This is a genomic window from Bacillus marasmi (assembly GCF_902168435.1).
Classification (GTDB): Bacteria; Bacillota; Bacilli; order Bacillales; family Cytobacillaceae; genus Bacillus_BU; species Bacillus_BU marasmi.
In genome coordinates, this window is record NZ_LR656169.1 from 66,448 (window position 1) to 87,091 (window position 20,644).

18 protein-coding genes and 1 riboswitch are annotated in these 20,644 nt (G+C 36.7%); of the genes, 8 read left to right on the plus strand and 10 right to left on the minus strand.

Going from position 1 to position 20,644, the window contains the following annotated elements; all coding sequences use genetic code 11:
- Nucleotides 1–4 precede the first annotated feature (4 nt).
- Nucleotides 5–661 carry a reverse transcriptase-like protein gene (locus FXW34_RS09350; RefSeq protein ID WP_147533721.1) on the minus strand — a complete coding sequence of 219 codons (657 nt, stop codon included), beginning with the start codon at nucleotides 659–661 and terminating at the stop codon, nucleotides 5–7.
- A 121-nt stretch (nucleotides 662–782) separates the two neighbouring features.
- On the opposite strand from FXW34_RS09350, the gene FXW34_RS09355 reads away from it, so the two are divergent.
- Both FXW34_RS09355 and FXW34_RS09360 read left to right on the plus strand, forming a co-directional pair.
- Complete coding sequence (locus FXW34_RS09355) at nucleotides 783–1,178, plus strand: reverse transcriptase-like protein (protein WP_147533722.1); 396 nt, start codon at nucleotides 783–785, stop codon at nucleotides 1,176–1,178.
- A 45-nt stretch (nucleotides 1,179–1,223) separates the two neighbouring features.
- Nucleotides 1,224–2,141: a DMT family transporter gene (locus FXW34_RS09360; protein WP_147533723.1), complete on the plus strand. Its 918-nt coding sequence runs from the start codon at nucleotides 1,224–1,226 to the stop codon at nucleotides 2,139–2,141.
- 59 nt (nucleotides 2,142–2,200) lie between these two features.
- Here FXW34_RS09360 and FXW34_RS09365 read toward each other — a convergent pair whose 3' ends face one another.
- Both FXW34_RS09365 and FXW34_RS09370 read right to left on the minus strand, forming a co-directional pair.
- Nucleotides 2,201–2,470, minus strand: a complete 270-nt coding sequence (locus FXW34_RS09365; RefSeq protein ID WP_147533954.1) for a DUF6123 family protein — start codon at nucleotides 2,468–2,470, stop codon at nucleotides 2,201–2,203.
- 38 nt (nucleotides 2,471–2,508) lie between these two features.
- Nucleotides 2,509–2,997, minus strand: coding sequence for a divergent PAP2 family protein (locus FXW34_RS09370; protein ID WP_147533724.1), 489 nt, complete (start codon nucleotides 2,995–2,997; stop codon nucleotides 2,509–2,511).
- Nucleotides 2,998–3,107: 110 nt separating this feature from the next.
- On the opposite strand from FXW34_RS09370, the gene sspL reads away from it, so the two are divergent.
- Nucleotides 3,108–3,248 carry a small, acid-soluble spore protein L gene (gene sspL / locus FXW34_RS09375; RefSeq protein WP_147533725.1) on the plus strand — a complete coding sequence of 47 codons (141 nt, stop codon included), beginning with the start codon at nucleotides 3,108–3,110 and terminating at the stop codon, nucleotides 3,246–3,248.
- A gap of 65 nt (nucleotides 3,249–3,313) precedes the next feature.
- On the opposite strand, the gene FXW34_RS09380 is transcribed toward sspL, so the two are convergent.
- Both FXW34_RS09380 and FXW34_RS09385 read right to left on the minus strand, forming a co-directional pair.
- The gene (locus tag FXW34_RS09380; protein ID WP_147533726.1) at nucleotides 3,314–4,627 is read right to left on the minus strand and encodes an alpha/beta hydrolase family protein; all 1,314 of its coding nucleotides are present in this window, start codon (nucleotides 4,625–4,627) and stop codon (nucleotides 3,314–3,316) included.
- Nucleotides 4,628–4,821: 194 nt separating this feature from the next.
- Nucleotides 4,822–5,706 carry a cupin domain-containing protein gene (locus FXW34_RS09385; protein ID WP_147533727.1) on the minus strand — a complete coding sequence of 295 codons (885 nt, stop codon included), beginning with the start codon at nucleotides 5,704–5,706 and terminating at the stop codon, nucleotides 4,822–4,824.
- 255 nt (nucleotides 5,707–5,961) lie between these two features.
- Between FXW34_RS09385 and srtB the strand changes: the two genes are divergently transcribed.
- Both srtB and FXW34_RS09395 read left to right on the plus strand, forming a co-directional pair.
- Nucleotides 5,962–6,645 carry a class B sortase gene (srtB, locus tag FXW34_RS09390; protein WP_281292930.1) on the plus strand — a complete coding sequence of 228 codons (684 nt, stop codon included), beginning with the start codon at nucleotides 5,962–5,964 and terminating at the stop codon, nucleotides 6,643–6,645.
- Between the two features lie 10 nt (nucleotides 6,646–6,655).
- Entirely contained in the window at nucleotides 6,656–8,113 is a 1,458-nt protein-coding gene (locus FXW34_RS09395) for a carboxypeptidase regulatory-like domain-containing protein (protein WP_147533729.1), read from the plus strand.
- A 96-nt stretch (nucleotides 8,114–8,209) separates the two neighbouring features.
- Here FXW34_RS09395 and FXW34_RS09400 read toward each other — a convergent pair whose 3' ends face one another.
- From FXW34_RS09400 to FXW34_RS09420, 4 genes are all read right to left on the minus strand, one after another.
- Complete coding sequence (locus tag FXW34_RS09400) at nucleotides 8,210–9,109, minus strand: 5'-3' exonuclease (protein WP_147533730.1); 900 nt, start codon at nucleotides 9,107–9,109, stop codon at nucleotides 8,210–8,212.
- A gap of 478 nt (nucleotides 9,110–9,587) precedes the next feature.
- Nucleotides 9,588–13,244: a dynamin family protein gene (locus FXW34_RS09410; RefSeq protein ID WP_147533732.1), complete on the minus strand. Its 3,657-nt coding sequence runs from the start codon at nucleotides 13,242–13,244 to the stop codon at nucleotides 9,588–9,590.
- Between the two features lie 727 nt (nucleotides 13,245–13,971).
- A complete protein-coding gene (locus FXW34_RS09415) occupies nucleotides 13,972–15,285 on the minus strand; it encodes a nucleobase:cation symporter-2 family protein (RefSeq protein WP_147533733.1) in 1,314 nt (437 codons plus the stop codon).
- On the minus strand, nucleotides 15,282–15,878 hold the full coding sequence (locus FXW34_RS09420; RefSeq protein ID WP_147533734.1) for a xanthine phosphoribosyltransferase: 597 nt from the start codon (nucleotides 15,876–15,878) through the stop codon (nucleotides 15,282–15,284). Before FXW34_RS09420 ends, FXW34_RS09415 begins: the two co-directional genes overlap by 4 nt.
- Nucleotides 15,879–16,009: 131 nt before the next feature.
- A riboswitch (purine riboswitch) is annotated at nucleotides 16,010–16,111 on the minus strand.
- A gap of 463 nt (nucleotides 16,112–16,574) precedes the next feature.
- Between FXW34_RS09420 and FXW34_RS09425 the strand changes: the two genes are divergently transcribed.
- The 3 genes from FXW34_RS09425 to FXW34_RS09435 are packed head-to-tail and all read left to right on the plus strand — an operon-like array spanning nucleotide 16,575 to nucleotide 18,886.
- On the plus strand, nucleotides 16,575–16,730 hold the full coding sequence (locus tag FXW34_RS09425) for a cytochrome c oxidase subunit 2A (RefSeq protein WP_147533735.1): 156 nt from the start codon (nucleotides 16,575–16,577) through the stop codon (nucleotides 16,728–16,730).
- Between the two features lie 27 nt (nucleotides 16,731–16,757).
- Nucleotides 16,758–17,234 carry a cytochrome c oxidase subunit II gene (locus FXW34_RS09430; protein WP_147533736.1) on the plus strand — a complete coding sequence of 159 codons (477 nt, stop codon included), beginning with the start codon at nucleotides 16,758–16,760 and terminating at the stop codon, nucleotides 17,232–17,234.
- A complete protein-coding gene (locus tag FXW34_RS09435; RefSeq protein WP_187118901.1) occupies nucleotides 17,234–18,886 on the plus strand; it encodes a b(o/a)3-type cytochrome-c oxidase subunit 1 in 1,653 nt (550 codons plus the stop codon). Before FXW34_RS09430 ends, FXW34_RS09435 begins: the two co-directional genes overlap by 1 nt.
- Before the next feature lie 49 nt (nucleotides 18,887–18,935).
- On the opposite strand, the gene FXW34_RS09440 is transcribed toward FXW34_RS09435, so the two are convergent.
- Nucleotides 18,936–20,441, minus strand: a complete 1,506-nt coding sequence (locus tag FXW34_RS09440) for a carboxypeptidase M32 (protein WP_147533738.1) — start codon at nucleotides 20,439–20,441, stop codon at nucleotides 18,936–18,938.
- Nucleotides 20,442–20,644 lie beyond the last annotated feature (203 nt).

Here is a 20,644-nt window from a genome sequence, read left to right on the forward strand (position 1 = left end):
CTGTTTATATAATTTGCATTTTGCTTTGGACCATTTTGCCCTCTAGTGCTTGAGTCGCTAATTTATCCGCTTCTTTATTCTCATTTCTCGGAATCGGTGAATATTTTGGCTTAATCGCAAGTTTTTTCAACTTTTCCTCAATACGGTCAAGCCAACGATTAAGATTTTCCTCAAAACAAGGCCATTCTCCTTCTAACTGTTTTAAAACAACCTGTGAATCTCCTTTGAACTCACAAGGCAAGCGATAGACGCCCATTTCTTCTAAAATATTTAAAGCAAAATAAAATGCAGCATATTCTGCTTCATTATTATTTTCCATTTCATCAAATACCTCATTGACCCGTATCCGATATTTCTTTTTACCTTGATGATAGTATATCACCACTCCAAGCCCTGCTCGATTGCTTTCTTTTTGAAAACCTCCGTCAAAATATACCAAAATGTCATTTGCTTCCTCTTCGGCTTCAGCTAATAATTTGCGTAATTGCTTTAAATTCCAGTCTGTCCCCATTTCATCATAGAAAGTTATTTCGATAGCTTTTCCTGTTTTTTCTAACTCCTCTCCTATCTGAAGAGCAACCTCACCTGTCAACAGATCTGAATCAAATTGTACCGGAGGAATTCCTTTCCCCTTATATTTCCATTCAATTTTGTATTTCATAACTTATCCCCTCTTCATTTTTTATTGCAAAATAACAAATGATAATTCATTCCCTTTCATATAGGACATATTTTTATGTTAAACTTACCTTTAGTTTACGCTTAAATGGAGGAATATTACATTGTTTGAAATCTATATAGACGGAGCAAGTGCAGGTAATCCAGGACCCAGTGGTGCAGGAATTTTTATAAAAGGGAACGGTGTTGTTGAAAAGCATTCGATTCCTCTCGGAAGTATGAGTAATCATGAAGCTGAATATTATGCCTTTATTAAGGCGTTAGAAATTTGCATCTCAAATGGCTACAAGGTTGTGTCGTTCCGAACAGATTCAGAGCTAGTCAATCGAGCGGTCGAAAAGGAGTTCGTTAAGAACAAGCAATTCGCCCCTCTATTGGAGAAAGCCCTTGAGTTAACTAAGCAGTTCGATTTATTTTTTATGAAATGGATCCCTTCTGCACAAAATCGGCAAGCAGATGAGCTAGCTCGTGCTGCCATTAGACTGAATAATAAGGATTAATTCTTTTCCCCAGGCATATATGAAATCGATATTTAGAGGTGTTTCATGAAAAAATCTATTATTGCTGATTTTAGCTTAATGCTCGTAGCTCTCGTTTGGGGAGCAACCTTCGTATTAGTACAAAATGCCATATCATTTTTACCACCGTTAACCTTCAATGGTGTTCGCTTTTTAATGGCTTCAATTATTTTAGGAATAGTGCTTTTTGCATTCAAGAAAGATCAATTAGCCTACTATAATCACAAGCTTTTGGTTTCTGGAGTGATTATGGGCATGTGGCTCTTTTTTGGCTATGCTACTCAAACAATGGGATTATTGTATACAACCTCATCGAATGCCGGATTTATTACTGGTCTTTCTGTTGTACTAGTCCCTTTATTCTCTGTTGTTCTGTTAAAACAGCGTCCAGGAATGAACGCAATGATTGGCGTCTTTTTGGCGACAACCGGGTTGTATTTATTAACAATGACCGGTTCAACTAGTCTTAACCTTGGTGATTTTCTCGTACTCCTATGTGCAGTAAGCTTTGCATTACAAATCATTGTCACGGGAAAATATAGCTCTTCTTATCCTACTTTATTATTAACAGTGGTGCAAATTACCACAGTTTCCATTTTTTCACTTATTTCTGCGTTTTTATTCGAAGATTGGCCAAAAGCACTACAGCCAGATATTTTGTTTAAAAACGATGTTGTTGTCGCTTTGCTTGTCACTTCAATTTTCGCAACCGCGTTAGCGTTTTTTGCGCAGACAGCGTTTCAAAAGTATACGTCTGCAACCCATGTAGCGTTAATTTTTGCGCTTGAACCAGTGTTTGCTGCTATTACCGCATACTTCTGGGGAGGTGAACGCCTCTCTAGTGGTGCAATATTTGGCTGTGTATTCATTTTTATTGGGATGATTTTGGCTGAGTTACCAATGGGGAAATTTTTTAAGTGGGAAAAAAGAAATAAAGCAGCATAACAACAATCAAAAATAGCAAGCGATGAGAAACGTTTTCGTTTTCCCTCCGCTTGCTTATTTTATATGGAGATTAATTCCTTCTTTTTCACAAAAAGTATGGCTTCTTTTCGGGTCTTCACTTCATTTGCAGAAAATGTTTCCAACAGTGAGATAAAAAAACTGCCTTCAAACTGGCGTTGAGCTTTTAGTGTTAACTCAATTGCAGCAATCACTAATTCATCTGAGGAGTTCGTGTAAGTTTTTCCAAAATTTATAAAACCGATAGCATCCTCTTGAAATTGAAAACCCTTTCCTTGCAAAAAGCTAATGTACTCATTTACGGTTTGCACTGACTCGACCAACCCTCTCCCTACAACTAAATACCTATTTATAATATCTTAAATTTCGACATTTTTCTATCGTTTTTTCCGAGGAGATAGCCCATCGCTCCAGTTAAAACCCCAAATAACGCACCGCCAATCACTTCCTCAGGTTCGTGACCAAGGACTTCTTTAAGCTTTTTAGGTGGCTCTTCTTCGAAAGCTACACTTTCATCCTTGTTGATTTTTTCGACCAGCTCATGTAAATCATTAACCTTTAAAGTTAATTCACCCGCTTGTCTACGTACACCTTGGGCATCATACATCACAATGAGCCCATATATAAGTGATAGAGCAAAATCAATTGTCGGGAAACCTCTTTTTAAAGCAATATACGTTGTAAGTGAAGTCACGCCTGCTGAATGGGAACTAGGCATTCCGCCCGTTTGGAAGAATATTTCCGGCTTCCATTTCCCTGTTTTACGGTAATGAAGTGGTATTTTCATACCCTGGGCAAGTCCCATGCTAAGTAATGCAATGATTACCCCTTTATTCATCCTGTTCACCTCATGTTTAGTGTGAAGAAACATGAGTTGATTTATTCTGAAAGGGAACATTATAAATGTGGTTAGATATTACCAACCCCAAATATGGAGGTGATTCAAAAGTGGGCAGACAAAGACATAAGAACCGCGGCACTAAAGCTCCTGGTGTAAACCCACAGGGCTATGGCCAGGATGCAGAGTTCTCAGAAGAGCCAAAAAGCCAATTGGAGAATTTTGCGAAAAAATCGAATACAAAGAGGTAATGGTAAGTGCAGATGTTTTCTCACAAAAAAACTGCCGATTCATATTCGGCAGTTTTTCGATTTGATTATATTACTTTAAAAACTTGTTCCTTTTGAATTTTGATTTGTTCCGATTTTAAATATTTATCAAAAAACTGGAGAATTATATTATTAGTTGTCTGAATGCACTCTCTAGCATCAATAGAACCAGTTCCTAACATTCCTGCTAAAATGGGAGAGATAATAGGTAAATCCGTAAAATTCATATGGTCAGACCCTTCAATGACGACCTGATAGGAATCTATTGCATTTTTCATTGCAACTGTATTAGCATATTCCGAATCCTTTTTCGCCTCTTGATAATGACCTTCAGCGAATAAATTTAAGATAGGCTTTGGATAGGGTTCATTTGTTATGACGGTTTTACCATCCTTAAAGTCGATGATTTCCCCTAGCATTGTTCCGTCGATGACCACTACTGCATCGACATCTGCATCCTCACGGCCTATTTGCGCAGAGGTTGCACCACCTAATGAATGTCCAAAGGTACCAATATGGTCAAGATCAATCAAGCTATAGATTGTTTCATCATTGTCAGCTTTAACATGTTCCTTTACGTAATCTAAAACAAAAGCCATATCCCCTGTTCGTAGCTCCATCCAATCTTGTTCAAGCTGGTAAATTTCCTTCTCGGATAATTCTCCATTTTGTGCCATCATTGCATCATTCATAAAATCCATATTCGTAATAATTCTTTTTCCATCAGTTTGTTCAGTCATGAAAGCATGGTAGGTATGATCAATACTACATACGACATATCCGTTGCTTGCCAATTCTTGATAAGTGGAATAGTTACTACTTCGTAAACCAAAGGCACCATGGGAAAAAATCACTAATGGGAATGCTTCCGAATGAGCTTTCACATCAGGATACCAAAACTGTATTGTTACATTACGATTGTCATTTGCATCCTCAGTAAATTCTTCTTTTCTGGATAAATCCGTCAACGTGTAGTTTTTAGTTAAAACTTTGTAATCTCCTGTAGGTTCAATTTGATCATATTGGGGAAATAATTGTACTGGCAAGACTGCCATAACTATTAACATCACACGGCCGATAAAACCAACAACAATTCGTATAGGTTTCTTTGAAATATTTTCCTTCTTACACACCAGATTGTATATGCCAACCAATGCCTGAATTCCTAAAACTATGCCTATCATGTACCATGCAAAGCCCCAATCAATAAATGGAGTAAGTACTAGTATGAAAAAAAGTAGAAATAGCGTAATTTGCACTAACGATTTTTCCTTACTTAAGTTAGATTTCTTCCGTATTCCCCACACAACAAAAGCTATCTCAACAAAGATTAAGCCTAAAATAATTAAATTTCCAAGCATATGTATTTCCCTCCACAACGCACGAAAATTTGTTACCTGTTTCTCAAATGCAGAACCAAAAAACTCCCTTGTGAAAAATATTTTCGACAAAAGGAGTTTTTCATAAGCTGACAGCTTTAATATCCGATATATTCTGATTATGCTATAATCCTATCTTACCATTCTCATATATAATTACCAGTCAAACCCTAGCTTCAATGATTTGCTTCTGCAGCCATTGCTTCTGCTTTTGTTTTATGAACTGTGCCTCTTGGATGCTGTGGTGGAGCATAGATAGAATATAGCTTAAGGGGTATATTACCTGTGTTGGTTAAATTATGCCATGTACCAGCGGGCACGATAATCGCAAAATCATCGCTTACTTCTCTTTGAAATGTTAATTGATTTTGACGACTCCCCATTTTCACTAATCCTTGCCCTTGTTCTAATCGGAGAAATTGATCTAGATTGGGATGCATTTCAACACCAATATCCTCACCCACACCGATACTCATTAAAGTGACTTGTAAATGTCTACCTGTCCATAACGCCGTCCGGAACGTATTATTAGCTTCAGTAACATCATCGATATTTACAACAAATGGGTTTGGCCCAAAATCGGTTAATGGTTGTTGCCTCTCATCAATTGAGTAATGTAATAATTCTAATTGTTTAGCATGGTCAAGTTCATCAAGACATATTTGGTGAAACACTTCACTCACAGAAGAAGTTTGGGCTAATTGAGTTGCATTTCTGTCTCCTTGATAAGCTCTGAGTTTCTCCTGATATCCCTTTTCCAACCCTTCTTGGTATGTTTGAAAAGGAATAGTTGTATCAAGTTCATACGCAGGTTGCTTCCCAGTTAAAGTGAGATATTGGTCATTCAACTGGTGACAGTGAGCTTTTTCATCCTCTAAAATTAATAAAACTTCATTTTTATGACTTTGATTTGGCGCAATATTGGCAAGACGACTATAAAAATCAATAGCGCTTGCCTTTCTTTTTATAGCTTCAATAATCGTTTCAGTCAAATGTAGTTGTAAAGATGAATCGATGCAATCATTTTCATCAAGGACGCTGTTAGTTGAATTAGCATTCATTGAAATGTTCCCTCCATTAATTTGCTACAGGCATTTATATGCAGAACATAACAGTCTGTGCTTATTTTTCCAAATATAGGGAAAATCGTTTCAACTTTCCAAACATTTTCTATTATCTCTGAATAATACTTGTAATATCAAATGGTAGATTTATAATTAATACATAGGATTACCATTATTTGAGAGTAATTCTGTGAGTCAACTATAGGAGGTGATTTTATTATTAGAAAAGTATTTCTGGTTTTTTTAGTATTTATTGGTTTTGCTGGTGTTGCTTTTTCAATTTACAGCATTTCTCACCAACAAATTCAATACCAGGAATCAGCACGTAAGTATGATAAGCTCCGAATTATTTACGAAAAATCTACCAACGCTTCTGAACAAAAAAATCATCACGCTGAACTACTCAAGCTTAACAAAGATTATGTCGGATGGATTGACATTTCGGACACTACCATCAACTACCCCATCGTAAAGGGAGACGATAACAACTTCTATCTCAGCCATAATTTTTATCAAGACCCTGACTTTGCCGGGGCAATCTTCATGGATTCACAAAATTCTCTTAAAAACCTCGACAAAAATACCATCATTTATGGACACAACATGAAGGATAAAAGCATGTTTGGCAGCCTGAATAACTTCCTCGACCAAGACTTCTATGAAAATCATAAAAGGTTTACATTGGATACCCACCTCACTGAACATACATACACTTGGGATATATTTTCTGTATATGAAACAACCAATCTAAACTGGATGAAAACGAAATTCCAGAGTAATGATGATTTTTTATCCTTCTTAGATTCCATTAACAAAAGTTCTGACATAAAGACAAAAACACATATTAAGGAAGAAGATTATATTCTCACATTATCTACATGCACAAGGAGCAATAGCGATGAACGTTTAATAATCCATGCAAAATTAATAAAGTGAGGAAATTAATATGAAATTACAATCCAAATTATTAGTATTCTTCTCATTCCTATTTTGTTTTTTGATAACTCAAACAGTCTTCGCAGAAGATTCATCCTTACTCAAAATCGATGTTACAACAGATAAAGAAGCATACTCTGAAGGTGATGAAGTAACATATAAACTTAACATTTCAAATCTTTCCGATTTAATAGCGAAAAATGTTGTTGTGACGAGCACGATTCCCGAAGGTTTAACTTTGATAAACCAAGACCTCAAAGTAGAAGGTAACAAGATCATTTGGAATTTAGACAAAATCACCCCTGCCACTAATGTAAATTTAGAATTCAAAGCAAAACTTCCTGTTCCAACCACTCCTGTAACACCTCCACCGACTGAGGTGGATGATACAATTACTTTACCAGTTGTTACACCAGTTACTGTGAAACCTACTGCAACCGTAGCGCCAGAAACAGGTGATGACACCAATCTCGTTGGCTATTATATTCTGCTCGGATTATCAGCTGGAGTACTAACAATTGGGATTCGTGGACTCCGGAAAAAGAGTATTAAAAAAGAATTATTTGCCCTACTCGCTTTAGCATTACTACTTCCTTCAGCATCAGCGCCAAAAGCTGAAACCCAAGCTGAGCCACAGTTGGCGACCGCTTCTGTTTCCCATAAATTAGTAGTAAATAATAAAGAATTCGTTGTACAAGCAACAGTTGAAGCTACAATGGAAGAACCTCCAGCTCCTGGCACTATTTCTGGAACTATTACAAATGCAATTGATGGAGAAGGAGTCGAGGGGCTAACCCTAAAATTCCGTGAAGGTGAAAATAACACCACTGGAGAAGTTGTAGGTACAGTAACGACAAATGAAGAGGGTTCCTATGAAATTGAACTACTTGAAGGAACCTATACCATTGAAATTAGTGGAGATGGCTTCATTACTACCACAAAAGTAATCCAAGTAATTGGTAAACAGAGTATCGGGGATTTAAATGCTGCTGTTTCCCCTGTATTTGGTGAGGGACTTCGAATCGTATTGACTTGGGGAGGCAATCCTGAAGATTTAGATTCACACTTGAATGGTCCGACAGCTGATGGTGACCGCTTTGTTGTTTATTATAGTAATCAGAGCTATTCTGATGAATTGAATGAAATCATTCTTGATGAGGATGATACTGATTCATACGGACCAGAAACAGTGACAGTCATAAAACATATCAGTGATGGTATTTATGTTTATGGGGTTCATAAATATACAGATGAAGAGGAAAATGACCAAGTACTTTCCAATTCAGGCGCTAAGGTTGAGGTCTATAACGGGGAAAGCTTACTCAATACCTTTTATGTTCCAGCTAATCAGAACGGAAATCTATGGAAAGTTTTTGAAATTTACAACGGTGAAATTCACCCAATCAATCAAATCTATTTCCATGAAGATTTTGACAATGAGGTAGACCTATCGCCGACTCCTAGATAAAAGTTCTTAAAAAGACATTGGAAAGACATAATAAATTATTAAATAAGAAGGGCACCATCCAATCTTTCTTGGGTGGCGCCCTTCAATCTTTTTTATTTATCCTGCGAATTGTTCATCAAAATTTAAGAATCGTTGCAATCCACGCATTTCCACTTCTTCAAACTTTGAAAGTACTTTTTCTTGATCAAATTTCAATAATGCTTCGTCCATATTATGTGTAAGTGGAACGTCACACTTAATCTCAGCTAATTTTCGGCTTAAATATAGCATTTCCATATCCTGCTCAATTTTAGTTTTTTGTGTTTTAGTCAATTGATGGAGGTTAGCGACGATTCCATCAACATCCTGAAATTGAGTAAGCAGCTTTAATGCCGTTTTTTCACCTATACCTTTAACGCCAGGGTAATTATCGCTAGGATCTCCCATTAGCGCCTTTAAATCAATCATTTGACGTGGCGTTATTCCCTTTTCCTCGTAGAATGTATCCTTCGAATGAACAAGGTAATTTCCAAAGCCCTTTTTCAATAGAATGACATAAATATTTTCATCAATGAGCTGAAGGATATCTTGATCACCAGTTAATATATGAACATTTGCTTCTCCGCCAGTGCTTTTTGCAATAGTTCCAATGCAATCATCAGCTTCATATCCCGGTATCCCGATATTCGGGATATCAAATGACGCCACAACTTCCTTCACCAAATCAAATTGCGGGATCAGTTCAACCGGAGCATCTGAACGATTCGCTTTGTAATCAGGGAACATTTCAGTCCGAAACGTTTTACTGCCCATATCCCAGCAGACAGCAACGTGAGAAGGTTTAAATTTAGATACTGCAGTTAAGAAATGCTTAACAAAGCCATTCACCGCATTGGTTGGTATCCCTTTAGAATTAATCATAAATTGTCCTGTGACAGCCGTTGCAAAATAGGCTCTAAATAACAGGGCCATCCCATCGACAAGCATTAAGTTCGGTTTTTTATTGTCAGTTTGCATGTATATTGTACCTCCAAAAATGAGTAACAGTGACATTATAACACGTTTAAAGTTACAAACAGAATGGTAATGTTTATAAGTAGATATATTTGTAGATTGAGTTTCCTGGTTGGGTGGGCATTTCTTCAAAAACCTTTATGCAGCTTAAAATCTATTTCCTTTTGCCATCCAAAACTAAAAAAAAGCTGTGTGGCCCGCATTAATCATGCCACACAGCTCAATCCATAAAAATAACAATGCCATATTTTTTCCGCTTACTGCTTGCCTTCTTTTTTCATTAAGTGCTGAACATTTTCCTTTGGTGTCCAGCATTGAAATTGATACTTAGGCTGGGTGGTGTAACCCAGCCTACAACATAAGTAACTCATACCTGAACTAACTTTTACTGAACGGAAATGAACGCATGTAGCACATGCATGAAATCGATTTGCCATAAGCCCACCTGTTTCTAATTAAAACCTCTATTGTGAAAGCTAACTTAGTTAAAATCGCGAATTTGCTTTTCAATTTCAAGTAGCTCTTCAATAGGGAACTCATCGCTAAGTGAGGCAATGATTCCTTTGTAATACTCATCAACTTGCTCGGAAATATGACTGATTAATTTTGCTGTTTCCGCTTCAAGTGCGCCAAGATAGAACGCTTTTGCTTGTTCACCTTCTAATTGTAAATATTGTTCTGCCGGATCTTCTAGAACCTTTTCCAGTTCCTCTTGCATAAATTTCTTCTCATTTTTCTCAAAAAATGCTTTCGCATTTTTGTAATAAGAGAGTGCCTTTTGGAATTGCTTCATATCCAATGACTGAAATGCAAGTTCCACCTGTAAACCATCCAATTTTTCCGGTTCAAATGAGCTGAAAGTTAAATATTGATTCTTCTCCTTAAGCTCTGTTGCTAATTGCTCTGATCGCTCTTTGAGGAGCTTGTTAATATATGCCTCAAGTCTTAAAGTAGTCGCTCTTATTTCTTGTGTAAAATCATAACCAACAGACTCAATTAACTCATTCAAGCAATGCTGAAGGGTTTTCTTAATATTTCGTCCATCCTCCTTCAGAACAGCAGGATTAAAGGATTCTTTAAAGAAATCGCCAAAACGGAAGAATACTCTTTGTTTGATGTAGTAAAGAAGTTCATCCGCTTCCTGAACTAATCGTTTTTTCAGGAAGTCAGCATTTTGCAGCTCAATAAAGCTGTGGACTTCCTCATGTTCTGCAATTGCTGCCAAGCGTTTTCTTTCTTTAACCGACTTGTCTTCTTGTGCAGAAGCTATCATTTGATTAAGTATTTGCACGGTTCGAGAGTGCTCAGCTTTCGCTGCATCGACTACCATTTCCTTTAAGTCACCTGAAATAAAGTGGTAGAAGGCATTTTCGAATATATTTATCCGTGAATCTTTCGAATCAAGTTGACCCATTTTTTCTTGAATTGCTAGCAAACTTGAAATCGCAAACATGCTTGGTTTTCTGATTCCATAGCTAACTAATTGATCCTTAACATATTCAATAACTTGCGACATTTCTTCATCACTGCTTGCTAAATCAATCGCGTTGATGATAAAGAACATCTTGTCAAGCTCAAAGGTGTCCTTAACCCGTCCTAATTGAATCAAGAACTCACGGTCTGCCTTCGAGAATGCATGGTTATAATAGGTGACAAACAAGATCGCGTCAGATGATTTGATATATTCAAATGCAACATTCGTATGACGGGCATTGATAGAATCCGCTCCTGGAGTGTCAACCAATGTGATTCCTTCTTTAGTTAATGGACAATCGTAATAAACGTCAATCCATTCAACTAAACATGACTTTTCCTCCTGGGCAACGAAATCGCGAAATTCATTCAAATCGGTTTCAATGATTTGTCCTAAGCTTGCTTCATAGTTTGCGTATCCACTATTAAATGCACGTAGGAAAGCGTAATGAACCTTGCTGTATGCATCTAAATGTTCCTCTGTTCCTAACACCTTCACGATAGCTTTAAGGGCATCTGTAAAATCTCTAGCACCAAAATCAAACACTTCCAGTGAACGTCTTACATCATCAAGCAATGCATCTGGATTTTTCAATTTTACTAACACTGTTCCATGTGGATGCTTCGAATCGACTGGTTTAATCCTGTTAATCGCTGCTGTTGTTGGATTTGGTGATACCGGTAATATCTTCTCACCAATTAAAGCATTAGCAAAAGATGATTTTCCGGCACTGAAAGCACCAAATAATGCAACAGTAAATTGTTGACTTTCTAGTCGATCAGCACGATGCTTCAATTCTACTGATACCTTTTCTAACCCAGGAACTGCTTTAACTTTGTTAGCTGAGTGACGTAAATGGGAAACAATTCGCTCAACCTGTTCTTTGGAGATTACAGGTGCTGAATCAACATGATGCTCTTCCACGGCAATCTCAACCTCAAGCTTAGCTTCGTCTGTCGCACTTTCTATAAAAGAATCTCGAATAATTTCTACATCCTCTTCGAGAGCTTGAGCTAAGTTATCAGCCAACTCCTTATAGTTGCTGAAATCTAATTCTTCATTTAATGCTTGATTAATCGTTTTTTCTGTTTGCTCATGGCGATTGAAAATTGAATTTAATTGATCAATTGCTGTTTGCCATTCATTCAATTGCTCTAACTCATTTTTTACATCTTTCATTGCAATTGCATTTTTTCTTGTTAATTCTTGCAAATATAGCTCTTTCCACATTGAAATAGCATTTCTAGATAGCCTTTTAATGGAACCTGACACATCATTTGTATAGTTTAATACATACTCCCCAGATAGCATTGCCCCTGGTTTTAGATTATTTTCTAATAAATCATGAGAGATTGTCACTTGAATTGATTGTGCAGCTTCCATTAGTTCTGGCTTTTCTGCATTGTTTTCTTTTAATATCTTTAAGGCAAGCTGGCGCAAATGCCATTCAACCTGCGATTTGACTCTATCAGCTAGCTCAATAAATAAACTTTCGCGTCTTTGATTGCGCTCTTGTTCAGTTTTATTTTTTGAAAAGAAAAGTCCCACTTTAAAATTAGGTTGACAGGATTCAAGATATTGCTTTGCTAGTTCACGGGTTTGAAATGGCATAATATAAGCGTTATCAAGGATTTCATCAACTTCGTCGTTGATTTCCAAGCTTTTTTGCTCAACAGTTGCCTTTAACTCCTCAAGCATTTTTTCAATTTGATCAATTCGTTCTTTTAGGCCTAGTCGTTCAGACTCAGTTAGTTCTGTTAACTTACCTTCAAGTATATTAATTGATGTCTCATCTTGCTCTTTAATGATTTTCAAGTGGTCATTTGTTAATTTAATTAACGAATGTAAAATGGTTTCTGGCAAACTTTCTTCTCGTCGATTTATCTTTTCATGAAGCAATTGTTGCAATGCTTCAAATTGATTGTGAGAATTATCTGGAAATTTAAGTGATGTATACAGAATGTGCTCAGGTCTTACTCCCCATGACGCAAACGATTGTACAACACTATTTTGGAATCCTTCGTAACTCAGTTCTTCATCACGGTGCTTATCGATTTGATTGATAACTAAGCACAATTGTTTTCCAGCTTGAGTTAATTCTTTTGTAAAAAGGAAATTCACTTCGGATTGGACGTGATTATAATCCATTACATAAAAAATGAGATCGGCCAAATGTAGTGCAGACTCGGTTGCAATACGGTGGGCATCATCAGTGGAATCAATCCCCGGTGTATCCATGATGATGACATTGTTAGGAAGACTTGAATTTTGATGACTAATTTCGACCGCTTCGATTTCATCGCCATCTTTACAATACGTCTTTACTTTTTCGTAATCATACGGTGCTAAATAAACCCGTGGTTTCCCCTTTTTAAAAATAACCTTTGCATACTCCTCACCCGTTTTTACCTTTACTAGGTTTGCACTCGTTGGAATCGGGCTTGATGGCAGGAGATTTTCACCAACTAGTCGGTTAATCATCGTTGATTTACCAGCTGAAAAGTGTCCGCAAAATGCAATCGAAAATTCCTGCTTGCTTAGCTTTTTGGCGAGCTGCTCCGCTCTGTTAGCTGTTTGTTCATCTTGATTCTGTTTAAAAAGATCGTATAACACTGCAATCTTTCCAAGTAAAGATTGCTCCTTTTGTTCGATAATTTGTACCATAAAAATCCCCTTGTCCCCCATTTATTCTATATTCTTTTATTTTATCCGATTTTTCTAACTTTTCCTACAAAAATGTATTATCTTTGAAAAAACAAAAGCCCGAGTCTTTTATACTCAAGCTTTTGTTTTCATACTATTTTATTTGGGATGGCTTTGTAACATTATTAAGTATGTGCTTCATTAGAATGGAATAGCCAACAATTGTTGAACCGATTAGGACTGTTAACATATGTAGCACCACCTTTTGGTGAATGGTAATGATAATTATTTTCAATTATCATGATATCATAAATGATAACCATTTTCAATAAGGTTTTGATTTTAATAATATTATATGAAAAATACTCAACTTTGATGATGGTGCTAAAATCATCAAACAAAAAAACTTCCCTCATTAATGAAGGAAGCAAGGACGTTTTGAAGAAGTTGTTGTGCATTCTTATTATAAGCTTCAATACCGGTTTGGTCACGATGTAAACATTACCAATTTCTTAGGTAACTTTCTCACCAAATCATCTATGCTTATGATCTGATTGTTTTTGCACATCAATTAATATTTTATTTTCAGCCAACCCTCCACAAACATCACACGGTTTGACTTCATCATATAAGATTCTGCACAGATCACAATAATACTTTTCCATGCGTAAGCTTCACTTCCAGTCAAATAAACAGTTTGGTTAAGTATATTCAACTTATTCCAATCGGTGACAGTTGGAGCATGTTATTAAACTGCTTTATGTTTCGATAGCGACGTTACCTTGGATACAGATTTGTTTGATTTTAAGACATTAAAAACAATATTTAAGATGATGGCCATTAAACTTCCAGCAACAATACCGTTATCAGTTAAGATTTGAACGTTTTCGGGTAGCTTAGCAAACAAATCTGGGACAGCTGTTACGCCCAATCCAATTCCAACCGAGCATGCAATAATTAATAAATTTTCCTGGGATGCAAACTCAACTGTACTAAGCATCTTAATTCCATAGGCAATCACCATACCGAACATTGCTACCATAGCACCACCAAGGACCGGGGTAGGAATCACGGTTGTCAACGCACCAATTTTTGGTACTAAGCCTAATGCGATTAAAAATATACCAGCTACATATATGACGTTTTTTGTCTTAACCCCTGATAATTGTAATAATCCAACGTTTTGCGAATAGGTCGTATACGGGAAAGCATTAAATAATCCACCTAAAACAATCGCTAAGCCTTCTGCACGATACCCGTTTGCTAATTCATGGTCTGTTAATTCTTTTTTACAAATATCGGAAAGAGCAAAGTAAACCCCCGTTGATTCTACCAGACTGACAATCGCTACAAGTGTCATTGTTAATATTGGTGTTAGTTCGAAGGTAGGTGTTCCAAAGTAGAACATTCGTGGAAGGTGTACCCATGAAGCTTCACTAACTGAAGAGAAATCCACCATTCCTAAGAAATAGGCAATTGCAGTACCAAAAACCAGTCCAATAAGAATGGAAATTGACCGGATAAATCCCTTGGCAAATTTATATAGAAGTAAAATAAATCCAAGAGTACCAAATGACAAAACTAGATTCGCATAAGAACCAAAATCACTGCTCCCTTGGCCACCAGCCATATTATTCATCGCCACAGGTATGAGCGTGATTCCGATTATCATGACAACTGAGCCCGTCACAACTGGCGGGAAAAATCGGGCCAGTTTCCCAAAAAACGTCGCAATCAATACGACAATCAATCCTGATACTATAATTGAACCGTAGATAGCTGAGATCCCGTATTGACTTCCTATCGCTATCATCGGACCAACGGCAGTAAAAGTACAACCTAGCATAACCGGTAGCCCTATTCCAAAAAAGCGATTGCGCCAAACCTGAAGAATTGTTGCAATGCCACACATTAAAATATCAATTGAAACTAAATATGTTAATTGTTCTCCAGATAAACCGATTGCACCACCGACGATTAATGGGACGATTACAGCGCCTGCATACATGGCTAAAACGTGTTGAAGTGCCAGTGAAGCAATTTTTATTGGTTGATGTGTCATGTTAGAGTCTCCTCTTCTTTTTTCTTATTAAACAAAACCTGCCCATCCATGAGTGCTTGAATCTCTGCTAAGGACTCTACTTTATACCCCTGACTGCGTAATAGCTCGCCACCCTTTTGGAATGACTTCTCGATGACAATTCCAAAACCAACAACCTCCGCATTTGCTTTTTGGACAAGATCCGCCAAACCTAATGCTGCCTGACCATTGGCAAGAAAATCATCAATGATGAGTACTTTGTCCGCTTCCTTTAAATACTTCTTCGATACCGAAATTTCATTAGTTTCTTGTTTGGTAAAGGAGTGAACTTGACTTGAAAGTAAATCCTCCACCAGGGTTAACGATTTTCGTTTTCGAGCAAACACGAGTGGTACGTTCATTTTCAAAGCAGCCATCACTGCTGGTGCAATTCCGGATGATTCTATTGTTAATATTTTGGTAACAGCATCATTCCTAAAGCGTTCTGCAAACTCATTTCCGATTTCCATCATCAGTTGAGGATCAATTTGATGGTTTAAAAATGAATCCACCTTTAAAACTGATTCTGACAGAATGACTCCCTCATGTAATATTTTCTGTTTTAATAGTTCCACTTTCATCCTCCTGTTGTGATAGCAAATTTGTTAAATAACAAAAAACCTAAAGGTAAGACACTCATATCATGAGTGAGTCAATACCTTTAGGTTCATTTTCTAATACAAAAAGAAGACTAATAATTAATGTCCTAGTAAAGTGTCTCACTCATAGTCGGATTTTTTACGGAATTCCGGTAGAAACTTGCAGGCCATATCCCTGCGATTATATGAGTTTGTGAAATATTTGGTTGTATGGAGGTATTATATCGAGATAATTTACCTTTGTAAACCAAAAAACTTAACATTTACAAAAAAATAGAATTTATTGTTCGTGTTTAACCATAAAAAATTGTGAATTTGCTATAATGCGTAAATTTTTAATAGTAAACAGGTTTTTTCACTCATTACAAGTTCTTTAATCACATTTTTATTCTGGCAGAATTTTGAAATCAAGGAACCCCTTGAAAACATTTCACATTTTTCCAAAATAGGACAAGTTTTTCACCTTTAGTTCACATTTTATTCACACATTCTTCACGATTGAAGTGACTTTAATCACTTATATATCAATTTTACAACATAACCATAGTGTTTATTTTAGTATTGAACATTTTGTGAACTCGTTCAAAGTATATGGAATATTCTCTATTGTTCGGTATGATGTAAGTGTAATCATTAAATATTTCAAAATTGTGAAGAGAGGAGTGAGCGGATATGGCGAAAACGGAACTTGGAAATAAAACTAATGCTCCAATTAAGCATGAGGAGGAATCTCAATTAAAAGGTACATTAGTTTCCGTTTTCTTAGTCGCGTTAGTCCTAATCGGTACTTGGGCCGGAGTTTATTTCATGTATGTTGATCGTCTGTAGTAAAAGAGGGAGAGGGGGAATAAAGCCATGCATATCCATAAGTTTGAAAAGGTTTGGCTTACATTCGGTATTGCAATGTTAATTGTATTTTTATCAGTAATAGGAGTAAGTGCATTTTACTTGGGAAATCAACCACCAAGCTGCTTGAATACAATTGACCCAGCAAAAGTTGATACAACTAAGCCGTTTGATAAACCAGGATTACACAAAGTTGAAGGTAAAGAATGGGATTACGAATTAGTAATTGTCGCTTCTATGTTTAACTATAATCCAGGTGCAGTTCAAATTCCTAAAGGGTCAAAGGTTAAAGTAATGGTAACGACTAAGGACGTTATTCACGGTTTTGAAGTAGCAGGAACAAACGTCAACATGATGGTTGAGCCAGGGTTTATCAGTGAATATGTTTCAACATTTAACAAAACTGGTGAATTCCTAATTCTATGTAATGAATACTGTGGCTCAGGTCATCATATGATGACTTCTAAAATCGAGGTGGTTGAATAATGAATATTTCATCAGTGTTAAAAGTTGATCGTCAAGATGCAAAATTATCAATGGCTCACTTTTATGTAGCCTTTACAGCTTTAGCAATTGGTGGGCTTGCTGGTTTATTACAAGTTTTGGTTCGTTCAGGTAAATTCACTTTGCCTGCTGGTATTGGATATTATCAAGTATTAACTGTCCATGGTGTATTACTAGGACTAGTCTTAACAACATTCTTTATTATGGGCTTCCAACATGCTGCTACTAGTTATTCTTCTGGAGCATATTCTAAAGGAATTAGAAGAACTGCTTGGATCGGTTTCTGGGTAATGACAGCTGGTACAGCAATGGCTGCCGTAATGGTTTTATTAAATCAAGCTTCTGTACTATATACTTTCTATGCACCATTACAAGCTCATCCACTTTATTATCTTGGATTGACTCTTGTAGTTGTAGGTAGCTGGATTGACGGTGCTGCCATTTGTGCTACATATATTAAATGGCGTAAAGCTAATCCAGGAAAAACTAGTCCTTTAATGACTTATATGTCTCTTGTTAACACTATGCTATGGTATATTGCTACTATCGGTGTTGCTGCAACTGTACTTATTCAATTATTACCATGGTCATTAAACCTAGTTCCAACTGTTAACGTTTTAGTTAGCCGTACATTATTCTGGTATTTCGGTCACCCGCTTGTATATTTCTGGTTATTACCTGCATATATGGCTTGGTACACAGTTATTCCAAAAGTTATTGGTGCAAAAATTTTCTCAGACTCACTGGCTCGACTATCGTTTTTGCTCTTTATCCTATTCTCATTCCCAGTAGGGTTCCATCACCAATTGACTGAGCCTGGTATTGATCCAGCATGGAAATTCTTACAAGTAGTATTAACATTCTTAGTTGTTATTCCGTCTTTAATGACTGCATTCTCTTTATTCGCAACATTTGAAACATTCGGTCGTTCTAAAGGATCTAAAGGTTTATTCGGATGGGTGAAAAAGCTTCCTTGGGGAGACGCTCGTTTCATCATTCCATTTATCGGTATGTTAGTATTCATTCCAGCTGGTGCTGGTGGTATGGTTAACGCATCTCACCAAATGAACCAAGTAGTTCATAACACAGTTTGGGTAACTGGACACTTCCACTTAACTGTTGCAACAGCTGTTATGTTAACATTCTTTGGTGTTGCTTATTGGTTAGTACCACACTTAACTGGTCGCATATTAACTAAAGCAATGAATAAACTTTGTATTCTACAAGGTGTACTTTGGGCAATCGGTATGACATTTATGTCTGGTGGTATGCACGCAGCAGGTTTACTTGGTGCACCACGTCGTTCTGCATTCTCTGATTATGCAGGTTCTGCTCAAGCTGCTGAATGGATTCCTTACCAAATTGCACAAGCAGTTGGTGGTAGCATCCTATTCATCTCTGTAATCCTAATGGTTTACATTTTTATTAGACTAGCATTCTTTGCACCTAAAGGTGAACAAGAATTCCCAATGGGTGAAGTAAGCGAAAATGCAGATGAAACTCCTGCAATTTTCGAAAACTGGAAAATTTGGCTTGGTGTTGCTGCACTATTAATCATCTTTGCTTACACAGTGCCATTAACAGATATCATTCAAAACTCACCTCCAGGATCACCAGGATTCAAACCTTGGTAATCTGCGGTATAAAAAATGCCTTCGGAATTTTTCCGAAGGCATTTTTTATTTAATCTGAATAGATTTGATGATATTTCTCATTTAAATAGTCTATCAAATGCTGAGCATTCAAGCCTTCCCCGGTTACATCCTTAATGATTTCGAGCGGCTTTTTCATTTTTCCAAATTGATGGACATGTGCCGACATCCATTCCTTAATTGATGAAAGATGTCCATTTGCTAAAAGCTCATCAAAATTTGGAATATCCTTAATCAGTTGGTTCTTAAATTGGGCTGCGTACATATATCCTAAGGCGTAGGATGGAAAATAACCAAAGCTTCCCCCTGCCCAATGTACATCCTGAAGTACCCCTTCACCATCATGCTTTGGACGAATGCCTAAGTATTCTTCATATTTATCATTCCAAATTTGCGGTAAGTCTTTTACTTTGATTTCATCATTAAATAAACCTTTTTCAATTTCATAACGAATCATGATATGTAAAGGATAGGTTAGTTCATCCGCTTCAATTCTAATAAGTGAAGGTTTCGATTCATTGATTGCTCGGTAGAAATCAATCAAGCTTACCTGATCAAATTGTCCTGAAGCATATTGCTTTAGCAATGGATAATTATGTTTCCAGAAGGCAAAATTTCTACCTACAAAGTTTTCATAAAACAAGGACTGGGATTCATGAATTCCCATTGAAGTCCCATCACAAAGTGGCGTTCCAATCAATTCTTTAGAAATATTTTGTTCGTAAAGAGCATGACCGCCTTCATGAATGGTACCAAATACTGCAGTCCGAAAATCATTTTCATCATATTTCGTTGTTATTCGGACATCTCCAGGATTTAAACCTGTTGCAAAAGGATGAACAGCAACATCTAAACGGCCAGCATGAAAGTTATAACCCATTTGCTCTAAGATTCTTAGGCTAACTTCACGTTGTTTTTCTTTTGAAAAATACTTAAACAAGAAGTCAGTTTGAGGAGGATTTTTTGAAGCACCTATCTTTTTGACAAGTGGAATTATTTCCTTTCGTAAATCGCCAAAAACTTGATCTAATACCTCAACTGTCATTCCCGGCTCATAAAAATTTAGCAATGTATTGTACTTATTGCCCTCAAAGCCCCAATATTGAATAAAACGCTTATTTGTTTCAACAAGTTGCTCTAAATATGGTTGAAATTGAGCAAAATCTTTATTTGCTTTCGCTTCCTCCCAAACATTCTCGGCTTTCGATTGGAGAATCACATATTGTTTATATTCCTCGGCTGGGATTTTTTTGTTGCGATCATATTCCTTTTGACATTCTTCGAGGATCTTTTCCGTAATCTCTGATATATTTTGATTAGAAAGTGCTTCGATAAAATCCGCCATTTCCTTCGATGTAGACATCCCAAATAGTTCTGATGATAACATTCCAATCACTTCTGAACGTTGCTCAACGCCCTGCTTAGGAGCCCCTGTACGTAAATCCCAATAGATGAGGCCAAGCGCTTCGTTATATGCGCTCATTTTTTTCACATAATCAAGGAAGTCTTTTTCGATTTGTTTAATATTAGTTGTCAAGAAGAATTCCTCCCTTAGCATTTTCTTAACATTTTATCATAATGAAACCTAAAGTAGACTTATATTGATTGTACGGATTTTAAGAAGGCAAAAAAAGGACAACAGCATAAGCTGTTGCCGAGAGAAATTAGAGAGGTAAAAATGTTCCGGTAGAACATGATAGATAAAGTAACTAGACAACCTAGGGTGTGGACTTCTGGTAA

Coding starts and splice junctions, on each gene's coding strand:
- FXW34_RS09350 (WP_147533721.1), bottom strand. CDS start 661: ATGAAATACAAAATTGAATGGAAATATAAGGGGAAAGGAATTCCTCCG.
- FXW34_RS09360 (WP_147533723.1), top strand. CDS start 1,224: ATGAAAAAATCTATTATTGCTGATTTTAGCTTAATGCTCGTAGCTCTC.
- FXW34_RS09370 (WP_147533724.1), bottom strand. CDS start 2,997: ATGAATAAAGGGGTAATCATTGCATTACTTAGCATGGGACTTGCCCAG.
- FXW34_RS09380 (WP_147533726.1), bottom strand. CDS start 4,627: ATGCTTGGAAATTTAATTATTTTAGGCTTAATCTTTGTTGAGATAGCT.
- FXW34_RS09385 (WP_147533727.1), bottom strand. CDS start 5,706: ATGAATGCTAATTCAACTAACAGCGTCCTTGATGAAAATGATTGCATC.
- FXW34_RS09395 (WP_147533729.1), top strand. CDS start 6,656: ATGAAATTACAATCCAAATTATTAGTATTCTTCTCATTCCTATTTTGT.
- FXW34_RS09400 (WP_147533730.1), bottom strand. CDS start 9,109: ATGCAAACTGACAATAAAAAACCGAACTTAATGCTTGTCGATGGGATG.
- FXW34_RS09410 (WP_147533732.1), bottom strand. CDS start 13,244: ATGGTACAAATTATCGAACAAAAGGAGCAATCTTTACTTGGAAAGATT.
- FXW34_RS09415 (WP_147533733.1), bottom strand. CDS start 15,285: ATGACACATCAACCAATAAAAATTGCTTCACTGGCACTTCAACACGTT.
- FXW34_RS09425 (WP_147533735.1), top strand. CDS start 16,575: ATGGCGAAAACGGAACTTGGAAATAAAACTAATGCTCCAATTAAGCAT.
- FXW34_RS09430 (WP_147533736.1), top strand. CDS start 16,758: ATGCATATCCATAAGTTTGAAAAGGTTTGGCTTACATTCGGTATTGCA.
- FXW34_RS09435 (WP_187118901.1), top strand. CDS start 17,234: ATGAATATTTCATCAGTGTTAAAAGTTGATCGTCAAGATGCAAAATTA.